Below are 20964 nucleotides of genomic sequence, written 5' to 3' on the forward strand. Positions count from 1 at the left end.
TGAAATGCCAACTATATCATCCCTAGATATAGTTGGCATTTTTTGTTTAACTCGTGCGTAACAAATGTTAACTTTCAACTTAATTTAAGACTCCTTTCATTCAGGTTGGTCTTATTGAAACTGAAAACTTTGATGACCTTTTGCAAAGCCATTAACGCTATAAAGCATAGATCCTCCGCCCATTTCTATATCATTGGAACAAATTATGAGTTGATTTGTTCCAGGTATAAATTGCGGATGTGTAGAACGTAACATACGACCTTCTTCACGACCTGGTATCAATATTTGTCCTATTGGATAACCTCTTTTATTAAATACTAATACTCTACCTTGACCATACATAGCCACATATAGATTATCATCACTATCAATACAACAAGAATCTGGACCTTCATGCCCCGTAAAATAGTACGGTATTGTTGCCCCAAATGGTTGTATTGTCACACCATCATCTTCAAGTGCAATACGATGTAACCGATTGGCTGTCGTTTCAGTTACCCATAGCACTTTTTCATCCGTACTTAAAGCAATGCCATTAGCTACACTGATATTTTGAATAATAGGCGTTACTGTTTTAAAGTCCGGCGTAACATAATAAACACCGCCTAGCGGGTTGGTAGAGTATCCTCTAAAATCTGTAAAATAAAACCCACCTTTAGAATCAAATACCATGTCATCAATACAATATTCTGTTGATAGATCTTCAATGATATCTTGTATGTTGTCACCATTTTCTGTCGCTACAAAAATACCCCCTGTAGATTTAAAATCTCCTAAATAACAAATAAATAATCGACCGTCTTTATGTATTTTAATTGCCGCCGGATTTGCTTTATGGCTTACAAAAGGTCGCTTAATTTCTTTAGTTTCAGGATTGACTTTAAAGATATTTCCTTCAAAGACATCTAATAAATATAGTTGGCCATGTCGATCAAAATTTAATCCTTCTAGTTGTAATCCTTTTTCTGAAATTTCAAGCCATGGTTCAGCAGTAATAGTTTGTAATTCACTCTCAGATATAATCGGAACGGCACTGCTAGACTTCCCGCTATAAACTAATGTTGGTAAACCTTGTTTCTTCATCATCGTCATTCCTTTCATTCGTTATTTCTACCTTATCATTTTCATTTTTAACCAAGGTAACATTTAAATCAAATGATAACGTTTTCAATTCTCTGTTTTATCGGTCTAGTGGACGATTTCAAGCTAGAAATATTGATTGCCTCTATATCTCTGTTAAAATGATTAGCGTAGATAATTATGCGTGTAACGCTTTATTTTAAAAATTAACATGCTCCTAGCATGCTTTTAGAAGGAGATTAACCCATGAACTATCAAGTTCTTTTATATTATAAATATACGACAATTGATAACCCTGAACAGTTTGCTCAGGATCACTTAGCGTTTTGTAAAGCACACAATTTAAAAGGTAGAATTCTTGTTTCTACAGAAGGTATTAACGGTACATTGTCAGGTACAAAAGAAGAAACCGAACAGTATATGGCACATATGCATGCTGATGAACGGTTCAAAGACATGGTATTTAAAATTGATGAAGCTGATGAACATGCCTTTAAGAAAATGCATGTACGTCCTCGAAAAGAAATCGTTGCTTTAGATTTAGAGGATGATGTAGATCCACGCCAAACAACTGGCCAGTATTTATCACCTGTAGAGTTTAGAAAAGCTCTTGAAGCTGATGACACAGTCATTATTGATGCACGTAATGACTATGAATTTGATTTAGGTCATTTCCGTGGCGCAATTCGCCCGGATATTACACGTTTTAGAGATTTACCAGACTGGATTAAAGAAAACAAAGAATTATTTGCTGATAAAAAAGTGGTTACGTACTGTACTGGCGGTATTCGATGTGAAAAATTTTCTGGTTGGCTTTTAAAAGAAGGCTTCGAAGATGTGGCACAGCTTCATGGTGGTATCGCTACATACGGTAAAGATCCTGAAACAAAAGGTCAGTATTGGGACGGTAAAATGTATGTATTTGATGACCGCATCAGTGTTGATATTAACCAAGTTGAAAAAACAATTATCGGCAAAGATTGGTTTGATGGCAAACCATGTGAACGCTATATTAATTGTGCTAATCCAGAATGTAATAAACAAATATTAGTTTCAGAAGAAAATGAAGCTAAATATTTAGGTGCATGCTCTTACGAATGTGCTAAACATGAGCGTAATCGTTATGTTCAAACAAATCATATTAGTGATAGCGAGTGGCAACGTCGTTTAACAAACTTTGATGATTTACACCAACATGCTTAGTTTTAAATAAATACATTTCAAAATGAGCTTTGAAAATCCGACTTGTATAGGATTTTTGAGGCTTTTTTGTGTACATGCATTGCCTGATATATTTTTTCATACGCGAATGTTATACTAAATTAAATTTTTAATACTGCGAGGTGTCTTAAAATGCATATTTTAGTAACAGGGTTTGTGCCTTTTGACAATCAAGATATTAATCCTTCTTGGGAAGCTGTGACTCAATTAAAAGACCATATTGGTAAACATACAATTGTTAAATTAAAACTACCAACTTCTTTTAAGAAAGTAGACACTATTATAAATAAAGCATTAGCGTCTAATCACTATGATGTTGTGTTAGCAATTGGACAAGCTGGTGGTAGACATGCCATTACTCCTGAGCGTGTCGCCATTAATATTGATGATGCCCGTATCCCAGATAATGATGGTTTTCAACCTATCGATCAAGCCATTCATTTAGACGGTGCGTCAGCTTATTTTTCAAATTTACCGGTTAAAACAATGACTCAAAGCATTATTGATCAAGGACTTCCTGGAGCACTTTCAAATAGTGCAGGTACATTTGTATGTAATCACATACTTTATCACTTAGGTTACTTACAAGATAAGCATTATCCTCGCCTTCGTTTCGGATTTATCCATGTGCCATACATACCAGAGCAGGTAGCTGGTAAACCCGATACACCATCTATATCATTAGAAAGCATTGTTAAAGGGTTGACTGCAGCCATTGAAGCTATTTCTGATGATGATGATTTATGCATAGCCCTAGGCACAACTGAATAGTTATATTTGCACAAAATAAAGCACCCTACTTTGTTAGTTTAAGTCTAACTTTAGGGTGCTTTTGAATGGTTTTTATGCCGTTTTCACTGTAGAGATATACTTTGGCTTAACGACATTGCTTAGTCTTCTTTTTTTAACTTCCTATAATTTACAAACGTATAAATAATAAATACTATATTTAGAATGATTAGTATACCTGCTGAAACTATATTAAATGTATCCGGTTCTTTGCTAAAGATAGATGCTATCCTTGCTATTAAACTTGGCGCCGTAATTACCAACACTATAATCGCATACATTTTCTGTTTTATTAAAATACAAGTCATAACAGTTGCAATTAAAAGTACTAAGCCAATGACAAAACTCTGTTTGTCACTCAACTCAAAAAAGCTATAGATAGGATATTTTCTAATAATCAAGCCACCAAAAATCATCCATAAAAATACGACTATTCCATAAGTTACATTGATAACATATGTTATTTTTCTGTCACCAAACCGAACCAATGTATAACGCAAAATCAGAATACCGACGACAGCACCAAAAATAATAATACTAGCTATATAGAATAATAAAGCTATTGTCACATCAAATGTACCCAAATCTAAAAATCTAGGAATAATAATAACTGCAAAAATAAAAATGAAGTATAACGTAATATATTTATACAGACCTTTAGTTACACTTATCTCTGGTGATAACTGATTAGCCATTGTCTTAACCGGTGTATTAATAATTGAACTTGTATCTTCGTTATTCTTTTCAGCCATTGTTAAATGGTCTTCGAGCTCTTCCAATAACTCTTCTACTTCTACTTCAGTCTTACCTCTAAATAACAATTCAACACGTAACTTTTCCAAGAAATCTTGAGACTGTTTACTTAACATCGTTTTCCCCTCCAAACAAGTTAATCATTCCTTTATTCAAAGCTTGCCATTTTAATTTAAATATTTCGAGTTCTTTTAAGCCTGAATCGGTAATCGTATAATACTTTCGCCTTGGGCCACCATTACTAGATTTTTTAAAAGTTGTTTCAACATATCCTTTTTTGTTTAATCGCATCAAAACTGGATAAATACTGCCGTCGCTTATCTCTGGAAACTCTTTGTCCTTGAGTTTCATCATAATTTCATATCCATACGTTTCACCTTGTGCAATGAGACCTAATATCGCACCGTCTAAGAGACCTTTCATGATTTGATTAGACACTGACATTTTAATCACCTACTATCTTACATAATAAGATAGTATATTGAGAGGTTTCCGTCAACTATCTTGCATTGTAAGGTAGTTGTGGTATATATTTTCATTTTTAAAATGACTAACAACTTTGTTAATAGGGTAATACTTACGAAAGTATGTTTTATTTATGGGGGGATATTAGGAAATGACTACAAAAACTGTGTTTGATGTTATCGATACTGGTTTAGGATATTTAGTTAGTGTGTATGATGCTTGGAAAGTTGAAAAGGTACTTGATGATTATCATAAGCCTTTTGCGAATACCATTCATTGGCAATTTGGGCATGTATTAACAATTTTTGAATCAGCCTTAGCTGTTGCTGGTAAAGAGAATATTGATTTAAATACTTATAAACCTTTATTTGGAAATGGTTCGTCTCCAGATGAATGGAATGATGAAGTACCTAGTATTGAAGTGATTTTAGAAGGGCTACAAACATTACCTGAACAAGTACGACAACTAACTGAAGATGATTTAGCTATTGAATTGAAACAGCCAATTGCCGGTTGTCATAACTTAGAAGAGTTATTAGTATTAAATGCCATTCACATTCCACTTCATGCTGGTAAAATAGAAGAAATGTCACGTGTATTAAAAAATTTATAATAAGTATGTGCTAACCAACCGTTAACAACATGTTGACGGGGTTTTTATTTGTTTAAAAGTCCACTCATTTAAAATTAAGCAATTAGAAAAAATTATTAATACCTTTTGCTCACCGCTTCTCAAAAATGATTATATTTATACTTTCATTAATTTAATTTTATATTTAATTATTACTGTACATCTTTTGCTGTTACCATTATTCTTAAATTGAAATATGTATAAAACATAGAAAGAAGGACGTTTTAACATGGAAAACACGGTTAAATATCGTAAGTTTATACTCCCTATCGTTGTAGGTCTCCTTATTTGGGCACTTACACCTTTTAAACCGGATGCTGTGGATCCAACAGCATGGTATATGTTCGCAATATTCGTCGCGACAATCATTGCTTGTATTACACAACCGATGCCAATTGGGGCTGTCTCTATAATTGGATTTACAATCATGGTACTCGTTGGCATTGTTGACATGAAAACGGCTGTCGCTGGTTTTGGTAATAATAGCATTTGGTTAATTGCTATGGCATTTTTCATTTCGAGAGGATTCGTGAAAACAGGTCTTGGTAGACGTATCGCACTTCATTTCGTCAAATTATTTGGTAAAAAAACATTAGGCTTAGCATATTCTATTGTCGGGGTTGATTTAATTTTAGCACCTGCTACACCAAGTAATACAGCACGTGCTGGTGGAATCATGTTCCCAATTATCAAATCACTTTCTGAATCATTTGGTTCAAAACCGAAAGACGGATCAGCACGTAAAATGGGTGCATTTTTGGTTTTCACAGAATTCCAAGGTAACTTAATTACTGCGGCTATGTTTTTAACTGCAATGGCCGGTAATCCACTGGCACAAAATTTAGCATCTAGTACGTCAAACGTTCATATTACCTGGATGAATTGGTTCTTAGCTGCTTTAGTTCCTGGACTTGTTTCCTTAATTGTCGTACCTTTTATTATTTATAAAATTTATCCACCATCTGTTAAAGAAACACCAAATGCTAAAAGTTGGGCTGAAAATGAATTGTCGGCTATGGGTAAAATCTCATTAGCTGAGAAATTCATGATTGGTATTTTTGTAGTTGCTTTAACTTTATGGATTATCGGTAGCTTCATTCATGTTGATGCAACTTTAACAGCATTCATCGCTTTAGCATTGTTATTATTGACAGGCGTCTTAACATGGCAAGACATTTTAAACGAAACAGGTGCTTGGAACACATTAGTATGGTTCTCAGTGTTAGTGTTAATGGCCGACCAATTAAACAAACTTGGATTTATTCCTTGGTTAAGTAAATCCATTGCTACAAGTCTTGGTGGCTTGAGCTGGCCTATAGTACTGGTCATTTTAATATTGTTCTACTTCTATTCACATTATTTATTTGCAAGTTCTACAGCACATATCAGTGCGATGTATGCAGCATTACTAGGCGTTGCCATCGCAGCCGGTGCACCACCATTATTCAGTGCATTAATGTTAGGTTTCTTCGGTAACCTATTAGCTTCAACAACACACTATAGTAGTGGCCCAGCGCCAATTCTATTCTCTTCAGGTTATGTGACTCAAAAACGTTGGTGGACAATGAACTTAATATTAGGTTTCGTCTACTTTATTATCTGGATTGGTTTAGGATCACTTTGGATGAAAGTAATTGGTATATTTTAAAGTATTTAAATTAGCGCTCGAATCTCATTGATTAGGGCGCTTTTTAATTATTATTTAAAACAATCTTTGCTAAATCAAGGCGTTCCTCTTAAATACGTTCATACTTAAAATCATTGCGCGCTTCATTAAAAATATTTATAAACCTTTAAATCATTGCGTAACATCACATAAAATAAATTTCTATTCAAAACCGCTTCATTGATCGACATTACATATGCCCTCATAAATTATCACAAAAAACACCTTCGTTTAAATTCATTTTAATTGCGAATCCAACGAAAGTGCTTTACTTCAGTTCATTATACTATTTCAACTTTATACGTCTGTCATTATTACTGCACACATACCTCAGTCTCACCCTAACATGATACAAAAGGAAAATTGATGACTTGCACAATTACTTTTTCAAGTTTTTTATAATGTTTTTGCCACCGGATTTTTCTTCAATTTAATGTATTGAGAAAGACTATATAACACAATACCTATCCAGATAAATATAAACGTAATTAATTGATGTATATCAAATGGCTCTTTAAATACAAATATACCGAGTACAAACATTATTGTCGGTCCAACGTATTGAATAAATCCAATCAATGAAAGTGGAATACGTTTTGCACCGGCTGAAAATAGAATAAGCGGTATTGCTGTAATTGCACCAGAGAATAACAACCAAAATGATGACATATTAAATCCAAATGACATTTGCTGTTGCTGCCATAAATAAATAACATAAATTAATCCAGCAGGTGCAGTAACAATACATTCAATAGTGATACTACTAATTGCATCGATTTGTACTACTTTTTTCAATAAGCCATATGTACCAAATGATAACGCCAATATGATAGACACTATAGGGAATTCTCCAATTTTCAGTGTCATATAGAGTACACCGATAAATGCGAATAATATGGCTAACCATTCAAATTTATTAAATCGCTCTTTTAAAAAGATAAATGCGAGCAAAATGCTAACAAGTGGATTAATGTAATAACCTAAGCTTGATTGTAGTACATGACCGTTCGTTACAGCCCAAATAAATGTACCCCAATTCAACGTAATGACATATCCTGCTACGACAATCGCTAATAACTGAATTGGTTTAGCTAACAGTTGATTCACATCTCTTTGAAAGGCATGTCGCTGCTTCTTACCTACAGCTAGTATAAAAATCATAAAGATTGCTGAAAATATAATTCGAAATGCTAAAATTTCAAATGCACCAATTGCATCAATGAATTGCCAATATATTGGTAATATTCCCCAAAGAATATACGCACTGAGTGCTAAAAATATACCTTTTTTATATTCTGTATTCACCTACAAACCTCCTTACTTCCAAAATTAATAAACTCTATACGCTCATTTAATTAGCTAATATATCGATTTTACTAATAATATTTCGAGAAAGATATCATTTTGTTTATGTTTCTCACATCTATTCGCCAACAACTAAATAATATTAATTTTATAAATAATTCTGTGCAAACTGGGTATATTGGCAGAAAGACTACCATAAAACATAAAGGGTGGGTACAAATGGATTTACCTAAAATTGGACAGCCTGCAACACGCGCGCTAAATGATCAAGGCATATATACATTAGAAGATGTCTCACAATATAAAAAGACATTTCTAATGACTTTGCATGGCATAGGTCCTAAAGCTATATCAATATTGGAACAAGCTTTATTTCAGCATCAACTACATTTTAAAACGGAAATTCATTCATCATTACCTTTTTTATTAACAGGAGACGTGTCATGCAATCATGCACCTAAACATCAAAAAATGATAGATTTTATTATTGGCACAGCAGCATTAGATATTGAATTATTACGTTCACTCGTTACAACAGAATTTATTTGGTCTGTGCCTGGACACTTTGACATTTATGGACCGCAAATATTGATTCAAGAACTGTCTAATCATTTTAATGAGATTGCTACACTCAATTTCCACTCCATCATCACAAATGGACGTTTGGGCTCCATGCATGGTAGTCAAATCTTAAAAAATGGTACTGTGATTCATTTTGCTCATTTTTTCGAATTTGAAAATCTTAAAGATGATGCCAAGATGAGTAAAGTGACATCTTATATTATTACGGTTTAATACTTCATAATGTATATCGCTCAAAAAACTTTTGTAATTACATATATATATTTATTTAACAAACAATTTTGCATAACATTTTTGTTATATGAGTGCTTTTTGCTAGAGTGACTGCTTAGCTTACAGTATGATTAATTATCATATTGTGAAAGAAGGATATATTTTGACTGTTTTTAAAAATGCGCACTTAAGCTGGTTACCATACATAGCTATTGTCATTTTGTTACACGTTATTGGGTTTAGTTTTTTATGGATTGCTGGAAAAGACCATCATATCTTATTTGGTATGGGGATTCTTGCATATACATTAGGTTTACGTCATGCATTTGATGCTGATCATATTGCGGCGATAGATAATACGGTTCGCAAATTATTACAGCAACGCAAAGATCCATCTGGTGTTGGTTTCTACTTTTCAATTGGTCATTCATCAGTTGTTTTTTTAATGGCAGTATTTTTAGGGGTATCTGTAAAATGGGCTAAAGATGAATTACCGCATTTCCAAGATATTGGTGGGACAATTGGTACACTCGTATCTGGATTCTTTTTAGTACTCATAGGTGTATTAAATCTAATCATTTTAATCTCACTGATTAAATTATTTGCAAAGTTACGTCGTGAGCATGTTGAAGAATCTGAGGTAGATGATTTACTTGAATCAAGAGGATTTATTTCTCGATTTGTCGGTCCTTACTTCAAATTAATTACACGTAGTTGGCACGTATTACCACTTGGTTTTTTATTTGGACTGGGATTTGATACAGCAAGTGAAATTGCCTTACTTGCCCTTTCTTCAGGTGCATCACAACAAGCAATTTCATTTATCGGCATTTTATCTTTACCTATTCTGTTTGCATCTGGTATGAGTCTATTAGACACTTTAGATGGTGTCGTAATGAAATATGCTTATAATTGGGCATTTTTCAACCCAATTCGTAAAATTTATTACAATATTACAATTACTGCGATATCTGTCATAGCTGCGTTAATTATCGGGATGATTGAATTGCTACAAATCATTGCTGACAAACTGGATTTACATGGTACTTTTTGGTCATTCGTTGGTTCAATCGAATTTGATAACTTAGGTTATATTTTAGTTGCTTTATTTTTAATTACTTGGCTTATTTCAAGTTTAATTTGGAAGTTTGGTCGCATAGAACACAAATGGACTAAATAAAGTAATTTGTCTTGCAAACATGTTTGTATTGTTGTGTTTTTAGACACCCTGTACACTTCTTCCATTGTGCTACGCTCTCAGTTGTCATCTTTAAATCGTTTCTTTTAGAAATGATATCATTTTGAGAGTGTATTTTTCTATTATCGTCCATATTATGATTTTCAAAGCTTTCTCATTTAAAATTTTAGCATTTCTGTTTACAATTTACTTATAGTCTTTAATATAGGAGGCGATGTGCTAATGAATGTTGCTAAGTTAGAGGATTACTTACAAATTGATGCATCTCGTTTTAATCAGCCGAGTATTGAAGCATTAAATTATTATGCAACTCGATTTATGTTAACAGTGCCTTTTGAAAATATTGATGTACAAAATGGTAAACCTATATCTATAGATATTGATGTACTTTTCAATAAAATTGTTCGAGATAAACGCGGTGGCTTTTGCTATGAATTGAACTCATTTTTTAAAGCATATTTATTACAAAAAGGATTTAACCCGTCGTTAATGTCCGCTACCATCCATACACCTAATGGTGGTCGTAGTCTAAATGGTTCACATGCGTCACTTGTTGTACCTATTAACAATGTATTTTATGTAGCAGATGTCGGATTTGGAGACTTACCTCTACATGCTATGCCAATTACTTCGTCAGATCAAACTCAACCAGTCACAGATATAAGTGGCACATTTCGAGCTATTTTTGAAAATGAGCATAAGGAACTATTTTACGTACAAAAATTTGAAAATAATAACTGGAACACAAAATATGAAGCTGAATTTAAACCTAAACAAATAGACGATTTTAATAGCAATATCGAATATAATCAAACTAATCCAGATTCAATATTCGTGCAACATTTACTAATTACAATGCCACAATCATTTGGACGCGCCACGATGTCTGAAAATCATTTAACTTTAACAAAGAACAGCACGTCAGAAAAATTTGATGTCACTAAAGATAACTATAAACATTTTTTAGCAAAATATTTTGGACTAAATGTAACTATTAATCGTATTGAAAACGATGATAGTAAAACATAAAAATATGGGCGTAACTTACTTAAGTGTAGGTAACGCCCATTTTTATTAATATTCTGCATTAACATAATAAAAAGGATATGGCACAAACTTCATGCCACACCCTTCTTTTGAACCGCTTCATTTTACTTAAGCAAGTGCATCTACAACATAAATGACACCTACGAATACAAATGCAATAGCAATCATCGTCGAAATAAAGACGATACCCATTAATGGATTAAATAATAAAATGACACCGAAAACAATACCTAATAAATTAAAAATCACTGAAATTAGTTTTAAGCTACCACTACCCGTAAACGTAAATAATCCTGCAATAGAACTAAAAATAAACCAGAATGCAAACATATAAATAAAGAATGCTGAACTTGCGCCAACATTAAAAATAACCAATAGACCAAATAGAATATCTACAACACCCATAAAGACAATCCAACTTTGACTACCGCCTACTAAAGCTTTTGCTTTTCTACGGTAAATGATTTGAATCACACCGTTAATTAATACAAATAGTCCAATCAACCAGGTAATAGCATAAAAATTTTCAATTGGAAATGTAAAAATAACGACTGCCAACATTAATAATAATACACCCATTATTAAACTAGACCATTTAATACCTTGGTTTGCTTTTGCCATAAAAATCAATTCCTTTCAAATAAAGTCCTCTTTTAATTTTTACAAAAAATTTATTATACAATAATTAAATTCCCTTTTCTTAATTTACACAAACATCGTCACATAGAAAAGCACCATTACTTCTATCTAATATGTGCGATGAATCTGTATCCTCACTCAAAAATCTACTAAGTAGCGATAGCTTTCAACTCTGTAAGGTTCATTCATAGAATTGTAAGTTTAGATAAAGGCTACTGCTCCAAACATTATTTAAAATGAAATTACATACCAAAGGAGTGAGAATATGACAATATTATCAGTTCAACATTTGTCAAAAACGTATGGCAAAAAGCATACATTCCAAGCACTTAAAGACATAAATTTTGATATACAAAAAGGAGAATTCGTAGCAATAATGGGTCCTTCCGGCTCAGGTAAGACTACCTTGTTAAATGTTTTGAGTTCAATTGACCAAGTTTCTGAAGGCAGTGTTATTGCTAATGGACAAGAACTTAATAAACTTAATCAAAAAGCGCTTGCCAAGTTCCGTAAAGAGTCATTAGGATTTATTTTTCAAGATTATAGTATTTTACCGACATTAACTGTTAAAGAAAACATTATGTTACCTTTATCGGTTCAAAAAATGTCGAAAGCAACAATGGAAGAAAATTATAAAGCGATCACGACAGCATTAGGTATTTATGACCTAGGAAATAAATACCCTAGCGAATTGTCAGGTGGCCAACAACAACGTACAGCTGCTGCAAGAGCATTTGTTCACAAACCACAAATCATATTTGCAGATGAGCCAACAGGCGCGCTAGATTCTAAAAGTGCCAATGATTTATTACAACGTTTAGAAGACATGAATAAGTCTTTTGATACAACTATTATTATGGTTACACATGATCCCGTAGCAGCAAGTTTTGCAGAACGTGTCATCATGCTAAAAGATGGACAAATTCATTCACAACTATACCAGGAAGGACGTTCTAAACAGGACTTTTATGAAGACATCGTACATCTCCAATCTGTATTAGGTGGTGTGTCAAATGACATTTAACCATATCGTTTTAAAAAATTTACGTCAAAATATAAAACATTATGCGATGTATTTATTTTCATTATTTTTTAGCATCGTCTTATATTTCAGTTTTACCACTTTACAGTTCACTAAAGGTATAAACAATGACGATTCTATGGCAATTATTAAGAAAGGTGCTTTAGTCGGATCAATCTTTTTATTCATTATTATCGTCATCTTTTTAATGTATGCCAATCATTTATTCGTGAAAAGACGTACGCGCGAATTTGCGTTATTTCAGTTAATTGGTTTAACACGACAAAACATTTTGAAAATGTTGGCACTTGAACAAATGATTGTATTTTTAATTACTGGAGTTGTCGGTGTATTATGTGGCATCGCAGGTGCACAATTATTGCTTTCCATTGTATCTAAATTGATGTCGTTATCGATTAACTTATCGATACATTTCGAACCTATGGCCCTTGTTTTAACTATTTTAATGCTAATTATTGCGTATATACTGATTTTATTTCAAAGCGGTTTATTTTTAAAAAGACGCAGTATCTTATCAATGATGAAAGACTCAGTTAAGACTGATGTTACAACTGCTAAAGTAACGACTGCAGAGGTTATTTCAGGCGTATTAGGTATTGCTATGATTGCACTAGGCTATTATATGGCGACAGAAATGTTTGGTACGTTCAAAGCACTAACTATGGCTATGACATCACCGTTTATCATTTTATTTTTAACGGTTGTAGGCGCCTATTTATTCTTCAGAAGTTCCGTGTCACTGATTTTTAAAACATTGAAAAAGTCAAAGAATGGGCGTGTATCTATTACGGATGTTGTATTCACATCGTCAATTATGTACAGAATGAAGAAAAATGCGATGTCTTTAACTATCATTGCAATTATTTCTGCTGTAACAGTGACTGTGCTTTGTTTTGCAGCATTATCTAAATCAAACACGAATCAAACGCTCGACTCTATGGCGCCAAATGATTTCAACGTAATCGCCTCTCAAGATGCGCAACAATTTGAATCTAAACTTAACCAACAACATATTACATTTACTAAAAATTATTATGAAACTATTACTGTAGATAATGTTAAAGATCAAGTTATTACTTTAGAAAATGGTAGTGACTCAGGTCGCACAAATTCAATTTTAAGTGCAAATTCAAAATTAAATGGGAATGATGCAATCATTACAAATACGAAAGCACTCCCAAACATAATAAATATTCATTTGAACAAAGATATAGTAGTAAAAGGTACTAAGAATGAAACTTTCCGTGTTACACAAGAAGACAAAAGTAAGGTTTATCCTTTAAATCTAAGCTTCAACTCACCTGTCGTCGAAGTAAGTCCTGAAAAGTACCAACAGTTGAAAACGCAAAATAATGTTCATACTTTTTATGGATACAATATTAAACAGTCTTCTCAACTGAAAGAAGCTCAAGCAATTGCAAATCAAATTGGTGAAAAAATCATCTCATTTAAATCAATCAAACAAAATGTCGATGCTACAAACGGTATTTTAATATTTGTGACATCCTTTTTAGGATTAGCATTTCTAGTAGCAGCTGGATGTATTATTTATATTAAACAAATGGATGAAACTGAGGATGAACTAAGTAACTTCAGAATATTAAAACGTATAGGCTTTACGCATACAGATATGCTTAAAGGATTATTACTAAAAATTACTTTCAACTTCGGTTTACCATTATTAATTGCTATATTACATGCTTTATTTGCAGCCATTGCTTTTATGAAGCTGATGGGTAATATCTCGTTTATGCCGGTGATTATTGTCATCGTTATATATACACTTATTTATATTATTTTCGCACTGATTGCTTTTGTTCACTCAAACAAGTTGATAAAGAAAGCTATTTAACACAGTTTAGATTTTGATTTTAAGAAATGCAATATAACTATTAATTGATTTATAAAAAAGGAGAGATTGAATCATGAAATTTAGAGAATTAGTAAAACAATCATACGAGGATTTGAAGAATTTGACTGTAAATTGGTTTAACGTTATTGCTTTAGCAATTATTGTTATTGTCTTAAGCGTAGTTACAACACCAATTATAGGTATTCCAGCTGGTTTATTAGGTGGCGCTTATTATTTAAAACGTCGCGAAGAAAAAGGTAAATAAGCGTAGTCTATCAGTATATGGCATTGCTATAACCTTTTAAACCAGGTTTTAATATCAACAAGCAGCGTTCGTTTATCGTTGCTTGTTTTTTTATTGATTGCTTATAAAATCGTCATGTTTAAACGATATGTCACTTTGAAAACAATCAAATACCATAAAAGACTACAATTTTTTTGTTTTTATAAATCCCTTTAAATCAACGTTTCTAAGGTTTTTTAAAATGTTTTTTAATTTATTTTCAAAAAACACTGTACATTATACCATTTTAAGCGTATAGTTGGTCTTACGTAATAAAAGCTCGTGAATTAAATTGTAGTGTATTTGTTTAGAATATCCTCTTTTTTAGTTATGAATTTGTTACAAATATTAAGTGCAAAAGCACATGGAGGTTTTTCTATATGAATAACGGTACAGTAAAATGGTTTAACGCAGAAAAAGGTTTCGGTTTCATCGAACAAGAAAATGGCGGAGACGTATTCGTACATTTCTCAGGTATCGCTAGCGATGGCTACAAAACTTTAGAAGAAGGTCAAAAAGTTACTTTCGAAATCACTGAAGGTCAACGTGGAGACCAAGCAGTTAACGTACAAACTGTTTAATCTTACAAAATAAAACGACTCATTAGAAAATGAATCGCTTTGAATACCAATAAGGTTTAAAACCTTGTTGGTATTTTTTTATGCTATCTCCGATAATATGAGATGAGACGATACCACGATGATTTATAAAAACTTAGTTGTCAAATGCATACTTATTAAAACTATAAGAATGAATACACCAACAAATGCTATGAACGATAGTACACCTGTCATCATATTTCTAGCTTTAGTTGTTTGTACTTCACTAGGATCTTTTCCATTCATAAAAGCAACAATTCGATCGTAGTTGTCCATTTTATGCACTTTTTTTAAGTCTTCTATTTTCATTGCTGCATAATAACCTATTCCATAAATGATTGCCACCGTTATACCCCAAGCCCAATTCCAATAAACAACTAAAGGTCCTGTTAAAATTGCAGCTAATAACATAAAAACAAGCATTATATACGTCCATATGTTTAAACTTCGTTGCACTTTAATGTCAGGTACAAATGGAATGGTCCCTTTTACTAAATCATCTAAAGTTACATTGAACAAATCACACATCATTAATAAGTTATGTATGTCTGGTAAGCTTTTGTTATTTTCCCAATTAGAAATACTCTGCCTAGATACATATAACTTTTCAGCAAGATATTCTTGTGAATAACCATCTCGTTCCCGATACTTTTTAATTTGTTTACTCAGATTCAATTACATACGCCTCCATTCAATTAGTACAATCAGACTATCAGATAAACTTAATTAAAGTCACCTTTATGATTGACTAAATGTTTTGACATACTATAACGTCAAGGTTCGAAGACCCCCTTAAGACATACCTGCATTACTACGTGCTTGTAGTTTTCTCAATGATACTTTGAATTCCATTTATTATTTATGCAACTTTACTAAATGTTTGCGAAATTAGTCCAATAAAAGAAACTATATCCACACTATTTACTATTCGATTTTCCAGCTTTCCAACTATGCTTTTCTAATCTTTTTTGTGCTATTAATTCTACTGCTTCAAAAATACATACTGCACTTATAAACCAACTTAGGAAACCAACAATAATGCTAATAAACCACATGTTAGTCATATATAACATCATCCATGTAACTAAAATACATACTAATACCCCTGTCATACCAAACACTGCGCCACGACTTACATGCACAGCCACTTTATCACCATATTGCATACCTGTAATAAACATAGACACTAAAAATACTGCTGGAAATGTTGCAAATATACCACCAAATTCTTTCCAAGGCAGTGTTACAGATACAATATAACTTAATAATACTGCAAATCCCCCCACAAAAAATTTCATTAATGTTAATTTCATGATGTTCTGCCTCCAATAATTTATTACTTAATAAATGAATACAACTAAAGATTACGCATTTTCCAAACTATAAATGTCTAATACTGAATATTGCGAGGGAGATAACAAACCAACAGACGACCGTGAATATTGCTCCTTTTCGATAACCTTTGAGCTTAATATAGAGAGATGTCAAAAATACAGTTAAAATACAAGACAGAATACCGACAATTGCCCCAGTGCTAAGATTCATCGACATCTCCACTAATTGCGTACCACGATGATCCAAAGCTAATGCGATAATAGCCGCAAGAAATACTGCCGGCATAGTAGCTATAATGCCTCCTAACTTACCGCCTACCTTATCTGCAATAATTGACGCTGATGCAACAGCTATACCACCAATGACAAAATGAAGAATTGCACTACCAATTGAAAACATCTTCAACGTACCCTTCTATAATTAATTCAATACAAACGTATCATTCACACAAAGTGTAAAACTTAAACTTTCTACTGTAAAGGTAACTCAAGCGATGTTCATAAAGCTTTCATGATACTTTCATAAACTAGCAATAAAGGTTTGAAATGAAGGTATATCCAGCTCAAATTATTGGAAATTACCATTAACTGTAATTTTTAAATCAACATGAAAATATAAATTTTTATGTTTCACGTAAAACAAAAAAGACAAAGCTATTATGGTCTTAGCTTTGCCTTTTACGTGTTAATAACCATGATACGTCATCTCGTTACTAACGTTTATATATTCGAATTTTTATTTCATAATAATCTTCATGATCTTTATCTTTATGTTCAACGTGTAATCCTGTTTGTTGAATCGCTTGAATACTTTTGCCTATCTCATCTCGTGCTTGAGTGACATCTTGTGCAAAACGAAGATTTTGTGCTTTGACTTTTTCGGGACCCGTTTTTTGACGTACTCTATCTTCAGTCTGTTTCACATTTAGTTTTTGTGCAATGACTTGCTCAATCAACGCTTCTTGTTCGCTATCGGACAATGATAATACCGCCCTAGCGTGACGTTCAGTAATTTTACCTTCTCTTAAGCGAAGTAGTACTTTCGGCGCTAACTTCAATAAACGTAACTTATTAGCAATAAAGCTTTGACTTTTACCTAAACTTTTTGCCAATTCACTTTGCGTTGTATCACCAATTTCCAATAACTTCTTATAGGCTTCCGCTTCTTCAACAACAGACAAATTTTCTCTTTGAATATTTTCAATCAATGCTACAACAGCAGTCTCTTCATCATCCATGTCACGAATAATAACGTCTGCTTGAGGTAAATTTAGTGATTGTATTGCTCTAAATCGGCGCTCTCCAGCAATAATTTCAAACATATCTTCTTCAATCGGTCTTACAACAATAGGCTGTAATAGACCATGTTCATGTATAGATTCTGCAAGTTCTTTAATTTTATTTGGTTCAAACACCTGTCTTGGTTGATAACGGTTGGGAACGATACGTTCAATTTGAATGGATTCAACATTACTATTGCGATCTTCTTCAATATGTCCAATGATGTCATCTTTATTTTTCAAACCAAATAATTTTGAAAAAGGTTTTTTCATTATCCATTCGCTCCTTTTATGTTAGTTGTAAAGGATTCTGTATTATTTTTCAAGTAAAGGAGTCTTATTAGGCGTCCCTGGTTTTCTTGGATACTTTTTCGGCGTCTGTCTTTTTTTATCAATAATGAACATCTGGCGCTCTCCAGCATCTTCTGGCAATTCAAATGTATGTGTTTCTGTAACGTTACCACCTAAAACTCTAATTGCAAATTGTGCTTCTTCTAATTCTTCTTCACCCTTTGATGATTTCAATGCTACAAACTGTCCACCTTTTTTTACAATCGGTAAGCAAAGCTCACTTAATACAGATAATCTAGCTACAGCTCTTGCAGTAACAATGTCATAAGACTCCCTGTAGACACCTTTGCCAAATGTTTCTGCTCTGTCATGAATAAAGCTTACGTCTTCTAAATGCAACTCTGACGCCAGATGATTTAAAAATTGAATACGCTTATTTAAAGAATCTACAATAGTCACTTTCAACTGCGGAAACATAATTTTTAATGGAATACTTGGAAAACCAGCTCCAGCGCCTACATCACATAAACTTAAAGGCTGATTAAAGTCAAAGTAAAAACTAGGTGCTATGGAATCATAAAAGTGTTTCAAATACACATCATGTTCATCCGTAATACTTGTTAAATTCATCTTTTCATTCCATTCAACAAGCAAACGATAATACGTTTGAAACTGTTGCTTCTGGGTTTCATTTAATTCAATATGATGTTCTTTTAATTGTTCAGCTAACCATTCTACAGTCATTAGTCACTCACCCTTTGGAGTTTACCTTGTTCTAAGTAAATTAATAATATAGATATATCTGCTGGATTTACACCTGAAATTCTAGAAGCTTGTGCAATATTTAAAGGTTTTACTTCAGATAATTTTTCACGTGCCTCAGTCGCCAAGCTATCAATCTTGCTATAATCTAAGTCTTCTGGAATTTTCTTCTCTTCCATACGCTTAACTTTCTCAACTTGTTGTAGCGATTTATTGATATAACCTTCATATTTCGTTTGAATTTCTACTTGTTCTTCAACATCTGCAGTCAATTGATGTTCTTCTTCTAAAATGGCTAAAATGATATCATAAGTCATTTCCGGTCTACGCAATAAATCGATAGCTAAAATACCATCTTTTAAACGAGAGCCACCATGTTGCTCGATAATCTCTTGCGTATGTTCATTCGGTTTAATACGAATATCTGATAAACGTTTAATTTCCGCATCAATTTGCTGGCGCTTTTGATTAAAATGCGCATATCGTTCTTCAGAAATCATACCTAGTTCATAGCCCATATCTGTTAATCTTAAATCCGCATTATCATGACGTAATAGTAAACGATACTCTGCACGTGAAGTTAATAATCGATATGGTTCATTAGTACCTTTAGTTACGAGGTCATCAATTAATACACCGATATATGCATCAGAACGACTTAATATTTTTTCACCTGTACCTAACACTTTACCAGCTGCATTTATACCTGCCATTAAACCTTGGCCAGCCGCTTCTTCATATCCAGATGTACCATTAATTTGGCCTGCTGTATAAAGATTTTTAATCATTTTCGTTTCAAGTGTAGGCCATAATTGAGTAGGCACAATCGCATCATATTCAATTGCGTAGCCAGCACGCATCATATCCGCCTTTTCAAGACCTGGGATTGTCTCTAACATTTGACGTTGCACATGTTCAGGAAGACTCGTAGACAACCCTTGAACATATACTTCATTTGTATTGCGACCTTCAGGCTCTAAGAAAAGTTGATGTCGTGGTTTATCATTGAATCGCACAAATTTATCCTCAATTGATGGACAATAACGTGGTCCTGTTCCTTTAATCATACCTGAATACATGGCAGATAAATGTAAATTATCATCAATAACCTTATGAGTTTCTGCATTAGTATATGTTAACCAACATGGTAATTGATCCAAAATATATTCTGTAGTTTCAAAACTAAACGCACGTCCTACATCATCACCTGGTTGGATTTCAGTCTTCGAATAATCAATTGTTTTCGAATTAACACGTGGCGGTGTACCAGTTTTAAAACGAACAATATCAAATCCCAGTCCTCTCAGATTATCTGACAATGTAATTGATGGTAATTGATGGTTTGGACCACTTGAGTACTTCATATTACCTAAAATGATTTCACCACGTAAAAACGTCCCTGTTGTGATGATAACTGCCTTAGAATGATATTCTGTACCAATATTTGTACGTACACCTTTAACTTCATCATTTTCGATAATTAATTCATCTACCATACCTTGCATGATATGAAGGTTTTCTTCATCCTCAATCACACGCTTCATTTCTTGTTGATAAAGAACCTTATCAGCCTGTGCTCTTAGGGCTCTTACAGCTGGACCTTTACCTGTATTTAACATTCTCATTTGAATGTGCGTTTTGTCGATTGTTTTCGCCATTTGGCCACCTAAAGCATCGATTTCACGTACTACGATTCCTTTTGCTGGGCCACCAACTGATGGGTTACATGGCATAAATGCTATATTATCTAAGTTAATTGTTAACATTAACGTCTTAGCACCACGTCTTGCTGATGCTAAACCTGCTTCAACACCTGCATGTCCAGCACCTATTACGATTACATCATATTCTTGCACCACAATATAAACCTCCTTAATTGATATCTTACTAGCCTTTCTTTAGACATCATTTCGTCTAATTCACTTATCTATT

Annotated in this window: 22 protein-coding genes; 11 read left to right on the top strand and 11 right to left on the bottom strand. The window is 33.1% G+C overall.

Translation table 11 applies throughout. The annotated features are described in order from the left end of the window. Positions 1 to 111: 111 nt before the first annotated feature. Positions 112 to 1083 carry an SMP-30/gluconolactonase/LRE family protein gene (locus CD116_RS00085; RefSeq protein ID WP_078101657.1) on the bottom strand — a complete coding sequence of 324 codons (972 nt, stop codon included), beginning with the start codon at positions 1081 to 1083 and terminating at the stop codon, positions 112 to 114. Between the two features lie 243 nt (positions 1084 to 1326). On the opposite strand from CD116_RS00085, the gene trhO reads away from it, so the two are divergent. Both trhO and pcp read left to right on the top strand, forming a co-directional pair. Then, a complete protein-coding gene (trhO, locus tag CD116_RS00090; protein WP_047428074.1) occupies positions 1327 to 2283 on the top strand; it encodes an oxygen-dependent tRNA uridine(34) hydroxylase TrhO in 957 nt (318 codons plus the stop codon). Between the two features lie 150 nt (positions 2284 to 2433). Then, positions 2434 to 3072, top strand: coding sequence for a pyroglutamyl-peptidase I (gene pcp, locus CD116_RS00095; protein ID WP_047548242.1), 639 nt, complete (start codon positions 2434 to 2436; stop codon positions 3070 to 3072). A 119-nt stretch (positions 3073 to 3191) separates the two neighbouring features. Here pcp and CD116_RS00100 read toward each other — a convergent pair whose 3' ends face one another. Together CD116_RS00100 and CD116_RS00105 are read right to left on the bottom strand one after the other, a co-directional pair. Beyond that, on the bottom strand, positions 3192 to 3959 hold the full coding sequence (locus CD116_RS00100; RefSeq protein WP_047548245.1) for a membrane protein: 768 nt from the start codon (positions 3957 to 3959) through the stop codon (positions 3192 to 3194). Continuing rightward, positions 3949 to 4287 (bottom strand): PadR family transcriptional regulator, encoded by a 339-nt coding sequence (locus CD116_RS00105; RefSeq protein WP_047548247.1) that lies wholly within the window; start codon positions 4285 to 4287, stop codon positions 3949 to 3951. The genes CD116_RS00100 and CD116_RS00105 overlap by 11 nt, the downstream gene beginning before the upstream one ends. A 172-nt stretch (positions 4288 to 4459) precedes the next feature. Here CD116_RS00105 and bstA point away from each other — a divergent pair, with 172 nt between their 5' ends. After that, a complete protein-coding gene (bstA, locus tag CD116_RS00110; protein ID WP_047548250.1) occupies positions 4460 to 4921 on the top strand; it encodes a bacillithiol transferase BstA in 462 nt (153 codons plus the stop codon). A 247-nt stretch (positions 4922 to 5168) separates the two neighbouring features. After that, complete coding sequence (locus tag CD116_RS00115; RefSeq protein ID WP_047548254.1) at positions 5169 to 6587, top strand: anion permease; 1419 nt, start codon at positions 5169 to 5171, stop codon at positions 6585 to 6587. A 414-nt stretch (positions 6588 to 7001) separates the two neighbouring features. On the opposite strand, the gene rarD is transcribed toward CD116_RS00115, so the two are convergent. Continuing rightward, entirely contained in the window at positions 7002 to 7910 is a 909-nt protein-coding gene (gene rarD, locus CD116_RS00120) for an EamA family transporter RarD (RefSeq protein WP_047530298.1), read from the bottom strand. Positions 7911 to 8129: 219 nt separating this feature from the next. Between rarD and CD116_RS00125 the strand changes: the two genes are divergently transcribed. The 3 genes from CD116_RS00125 (at position 8130) to CD116_RS00135 (ending at position 10932) form a co-directional block, all read left to right on the top strand. Beyond that, a complete protein-coding gene (locus CD116_RS00125; protein WP_047424490.1) occupies positions 8130 to 8705 on the top strand; it encodes a helix-hairpin-helix domain-containing protein in 576 nt (191 codons plus the stop codon). A 163-nt stretch (positions 8706 to 8868) separates the two neighbouring features. Then, positions 8869 to 9885, top strand: coding sequence for a HoxN/HupN/NixA family nickel/cobalt transporter (locus CD116_RS00130; protein ID WP_078101658.1), 1017 nt, complete (start codon positions 8869 to 8871; stop codon positions 9883 to 9885). Between the two features lie 240 nt (positions 9886 to 10125). Then, on the top strand, positions 10126 to 10932 hold the full coding sequence (locus CD116_RS00135; RefSeq protein ID WP_047548258.1) for an arylamine N-acetyltransferase family protein: 807 nt from the start codon (positions 10126 to 10128) through the stop codon (positions 10930 to 10932). A gap of 126 nt (positions 10933 to 11058) precedes the next feature. On the opposite strand, the gene CD116_RS00140 is transcribed toward CD116_RS00135, so the two are convergent. After that, entirely contained in the window at positions 11059 to 11571 is a 513-nt protein-coding gene (locus CD116_RS00140; RefSeq protein ID WP_047530302.1) for an HdeD family acid-resistance protein, read from the bottom strand. Positions 11572 to 11854: 283 nt separating this feature from the next. Between CD116_RS00140 and vraD the strand changes: the two genes are divergently transcribed. From vraD to CD116_RS00160, 4 genes are all read left to right on the top strand, one after another. Beyond that, positions 11855 to 12613, top strand: a complete 759-nt coding sequence (gene vraD, locus CD116_RS00145; RefSeq protein ID WP_047530304.1) for a peptide resistance ABC transporter ATP-binding subunit VraD — start codon at positions 11855 to 11857, stop codon at positions 12611 to 12613. Further along, positions 12603 to 14483: a peptide resistance ABC transporter permease subunit VraE gene (vraE, locus tag CD116_RS00150; protein WP_047548261.1), complete on the top strand. Its 1881-nt coding sequence runs from the start codon at positions 12603 to 12605 to the stop codon at positions 14481 to 14483. Before vraD ends, vraE begins: the two co-directional genes overlap by 11 nt. A gap of 73 nt (positions 14484 to 14556) precedes the next feature. Continuing rightward, positions 14557 to 14748, top strand: a complete 192-nt coding sequence (gene vraH, locus CD116_RS00155; protein WP_047548264.1) for a peptide resistance ABC transporter activity modulator VraH — start codon at positions 14557 to 14559, stop codon at positions 14746 to 14748. Between the two features lie 398 nt (positions 14749 to 15146). Further along, entirely contained in the window at positions 15147 to 15347 is a 201-nt protein-coding gene (locus tag CD116_RS00160) for a cold-shock protein (RefSeq protein WP_001059079.1), read from the top strand. 123 nt (positions 15348 to 15470) lie between these two features. Here CD116_RS00160 and CD116_RS00165 read toward each other — a convergent pair whose 3' ends face one another. From CD116_RS00165 to mnmG, 6 genes are all read right to left on the bottom strand, one after another. Beyond that, positions 15471 to 16040, bottom strand: coding sequence for a helix-turn-helix domain-containing protein (locus tag CD116_RS00165; RefSeq protein WP_047424474.1), 570 nt, complete (start codon positions 16038 to 16040; stop codon positions 15471 to 15473). Positions 16041 to 16282: 242 nt separating this feature from the next. Further along, a complete protein-coding gene (locus tag CD116_RS00170; RefSeq protein ID WP_047448511.1) occupies positions 16283 to 16678 on the bottom strand; it encodes a DUF3147 family protein in 396 nt (131 codons plus the stop codon). Between the two features lie 67 nt (positions 16679 to 16745). Continuing rightward, positions 16746 to 17099: a DUF3147 family protein gene (locus CD116_RS00175; RefSeq protein ID WP_047548267.1), complete on the bottom strand. Its 354-nt coding sequence runs from the start codon at positions 17097 to 17099 to the stop codon at positions 16746 to 16748. A 313-nt stretch (positions 17100 to 17412) separates the two neighbouring features. Further along, on the bottom strand, positions 17413 to 18252 hold the full coding sequence (gene noc / locus CD116_RS00180) for a nucleoid occlusion protein (protein ID WP_047548270.1): 840 nt from the start codon (positions 18250 to 18252) through the stop codon (positions 17413 to 17415). A 42-nt stretch (positions 18253 to 18294) separates the two neighbouring features. After that, complete coding sequence (gene rsmG, locus CD116_RS00185; RefSeq protein ID WP_047424467.1) at positions 18295 to 19014, bottom strand: 16S rRNA (guanine(527)-N(7))-methyltransferase RsmG; 720 nt, start codon at positions 19012 to 19014, stop codon at positions 18295 to 18297. Next, complete coding sequence (gene mnmG, locus CD116_RS00190; RefSeq protein ID WP_047548273.1) at positions 19014 to 20891, bottom strand: tRNA uridine-5-carboxymethylaminomethyl(34) synthesis enzyme MnmG; 1878 nt, start codon at positions 20889 to 20891, stop codon at positions 19014 to 19016. The genes rsmG and mnmG overlap by 1 nt, the downstream gene beginning before the upstream one ends. Positions 20892 to 20964: the final 73 nt, after the last annotated feature.

The sequence above is a fragment of the Staphylococcus schweitzeri genome (assembly GCF_002902405.1).
Lineage (GTDB): Bacteria > Bacillota > Bacilli > Staphylococcales > Staphylococcaceae > Staphylococcus > Staphylococcus schweitzeri.

Bases quoted from the DNA above. Each gene is read 5' to 3' on its own strand.
- vraH (WP_047548264.1), top strand. From the start codon at position 14,557: ATGAAATTTAGAGAATTAGTAAAACAATCATACGAGGATTTGAAGAAT.
- noc (WP_047548270.1), bottom strand. From the start codon at position 18,252: ATGAAAAAACCTTTTTCAAAATTATTTGGTTTGAAAAATAAAGATGAC.
- CD116_RS00135 (WP_047548258.1), top strand. From the start codon at position 10,126: ATGAATGTTGCTAAGTTAGAGGATTACTTACAAATTGATGCATCTCGT.
- trhO (WP_047428074.1), top strand. From the start codon at position 1,327: ATGAACTATCAAGTTCTTTTATATTATAAATATACGACAATTGATAAC.
- CD116_RS00085 (WP_078101657.1), bottom strand. From the start codon at position 1,083: ATGAAGAAACAAGGTTTACCAACATTAGTTTATAGCGGGAAGTCTAGC.
- CD116_RS00105 (WP_047548247.1), bottom strand. From the start codon at position 4,287: ATGTCAGTGTCTAATCAAATCATGAAAGGTCTCTTAGACGGTGCGATA.
- CD116_RS00175 (WP_047548267.1), bottom strand. From the start codon at position 17,099: ATGTTTTCAATTGGTAGTGCAATTCTTCATTTTGTCATTGGTGGTATA.
- vraE (WP_047548261.1), top strand. From the start codon at position 12,603: ATGACATTTAACCATATCGTTTTAAAAAATTTACGTCAAAATATAAAA.
- vraD (WP_047530304.1), top strand. From the start codon at position 11,855: ATGACAATATTATCAGTTCAACATTTGTCAAAAACGTATGGCAAAAAG.
- CD116_RS00125 (WP_047424490.1), top strand. From the start codon at position 8,130: ATGGATTTACCTAAAATTGGACAGCCTGCAACACGCGCGCTAAATGAT.
- pcp (WP_047548242.1), top strand. From the start codon at position 2,434: ATGCATATTTTAGTAACAGGGTTTGTGCCTTTTGACAATCAAGATATT.
- rsmG (WP_047424467.1), bottom strand. From the start codon at position 19,014: ATGACTGTAGAATGGTTAGCTGAACAATTAAAAGAACATCATATTGAA.
- CD116_RS00140 (WP_047530302.1), bottom strand. From the start codon at position 11,571: ATGGCAAAAGCAAACCAAGGTATTAAATGGTCTAGTTTAATAATGGGT.
- CD116_RS00170 (WP_047448511.1), bottom strand. From the start codon at position 16,678: ATGAAATTAACATTAATGAAATTTTTTGTGGGGGGATTTGCAGTATTA.
- CD116_RS00115 (WP_047548254.1), top strand. From the start codon at position 5,169: ATGGAAAACACGGTTAAATATCGTAAGTTTATACTCCCTATCGTTGTA.
- CD116_RS00160 (WP_001059079.1), top strand. From the start codon at position 15,147: ATGAATAACGGTACAGTAAAATGGTTTAACGCAGAAAAAGGTTTCGGT.
- bstA (WP_047548250.1), top strand. From the start codon at position 4,460: ATGACTACAAAAACTGTGTTTGATGTTATCGATACTGGTTTAGGATAT.
- CD116_RS00100 (WP_047548245.1), bottom strand. From the start codon at position 3,959: ATGTTAAGTAAACAGTCTCAAGATTTCTTGGAAAAGTTACGTGTTGAA.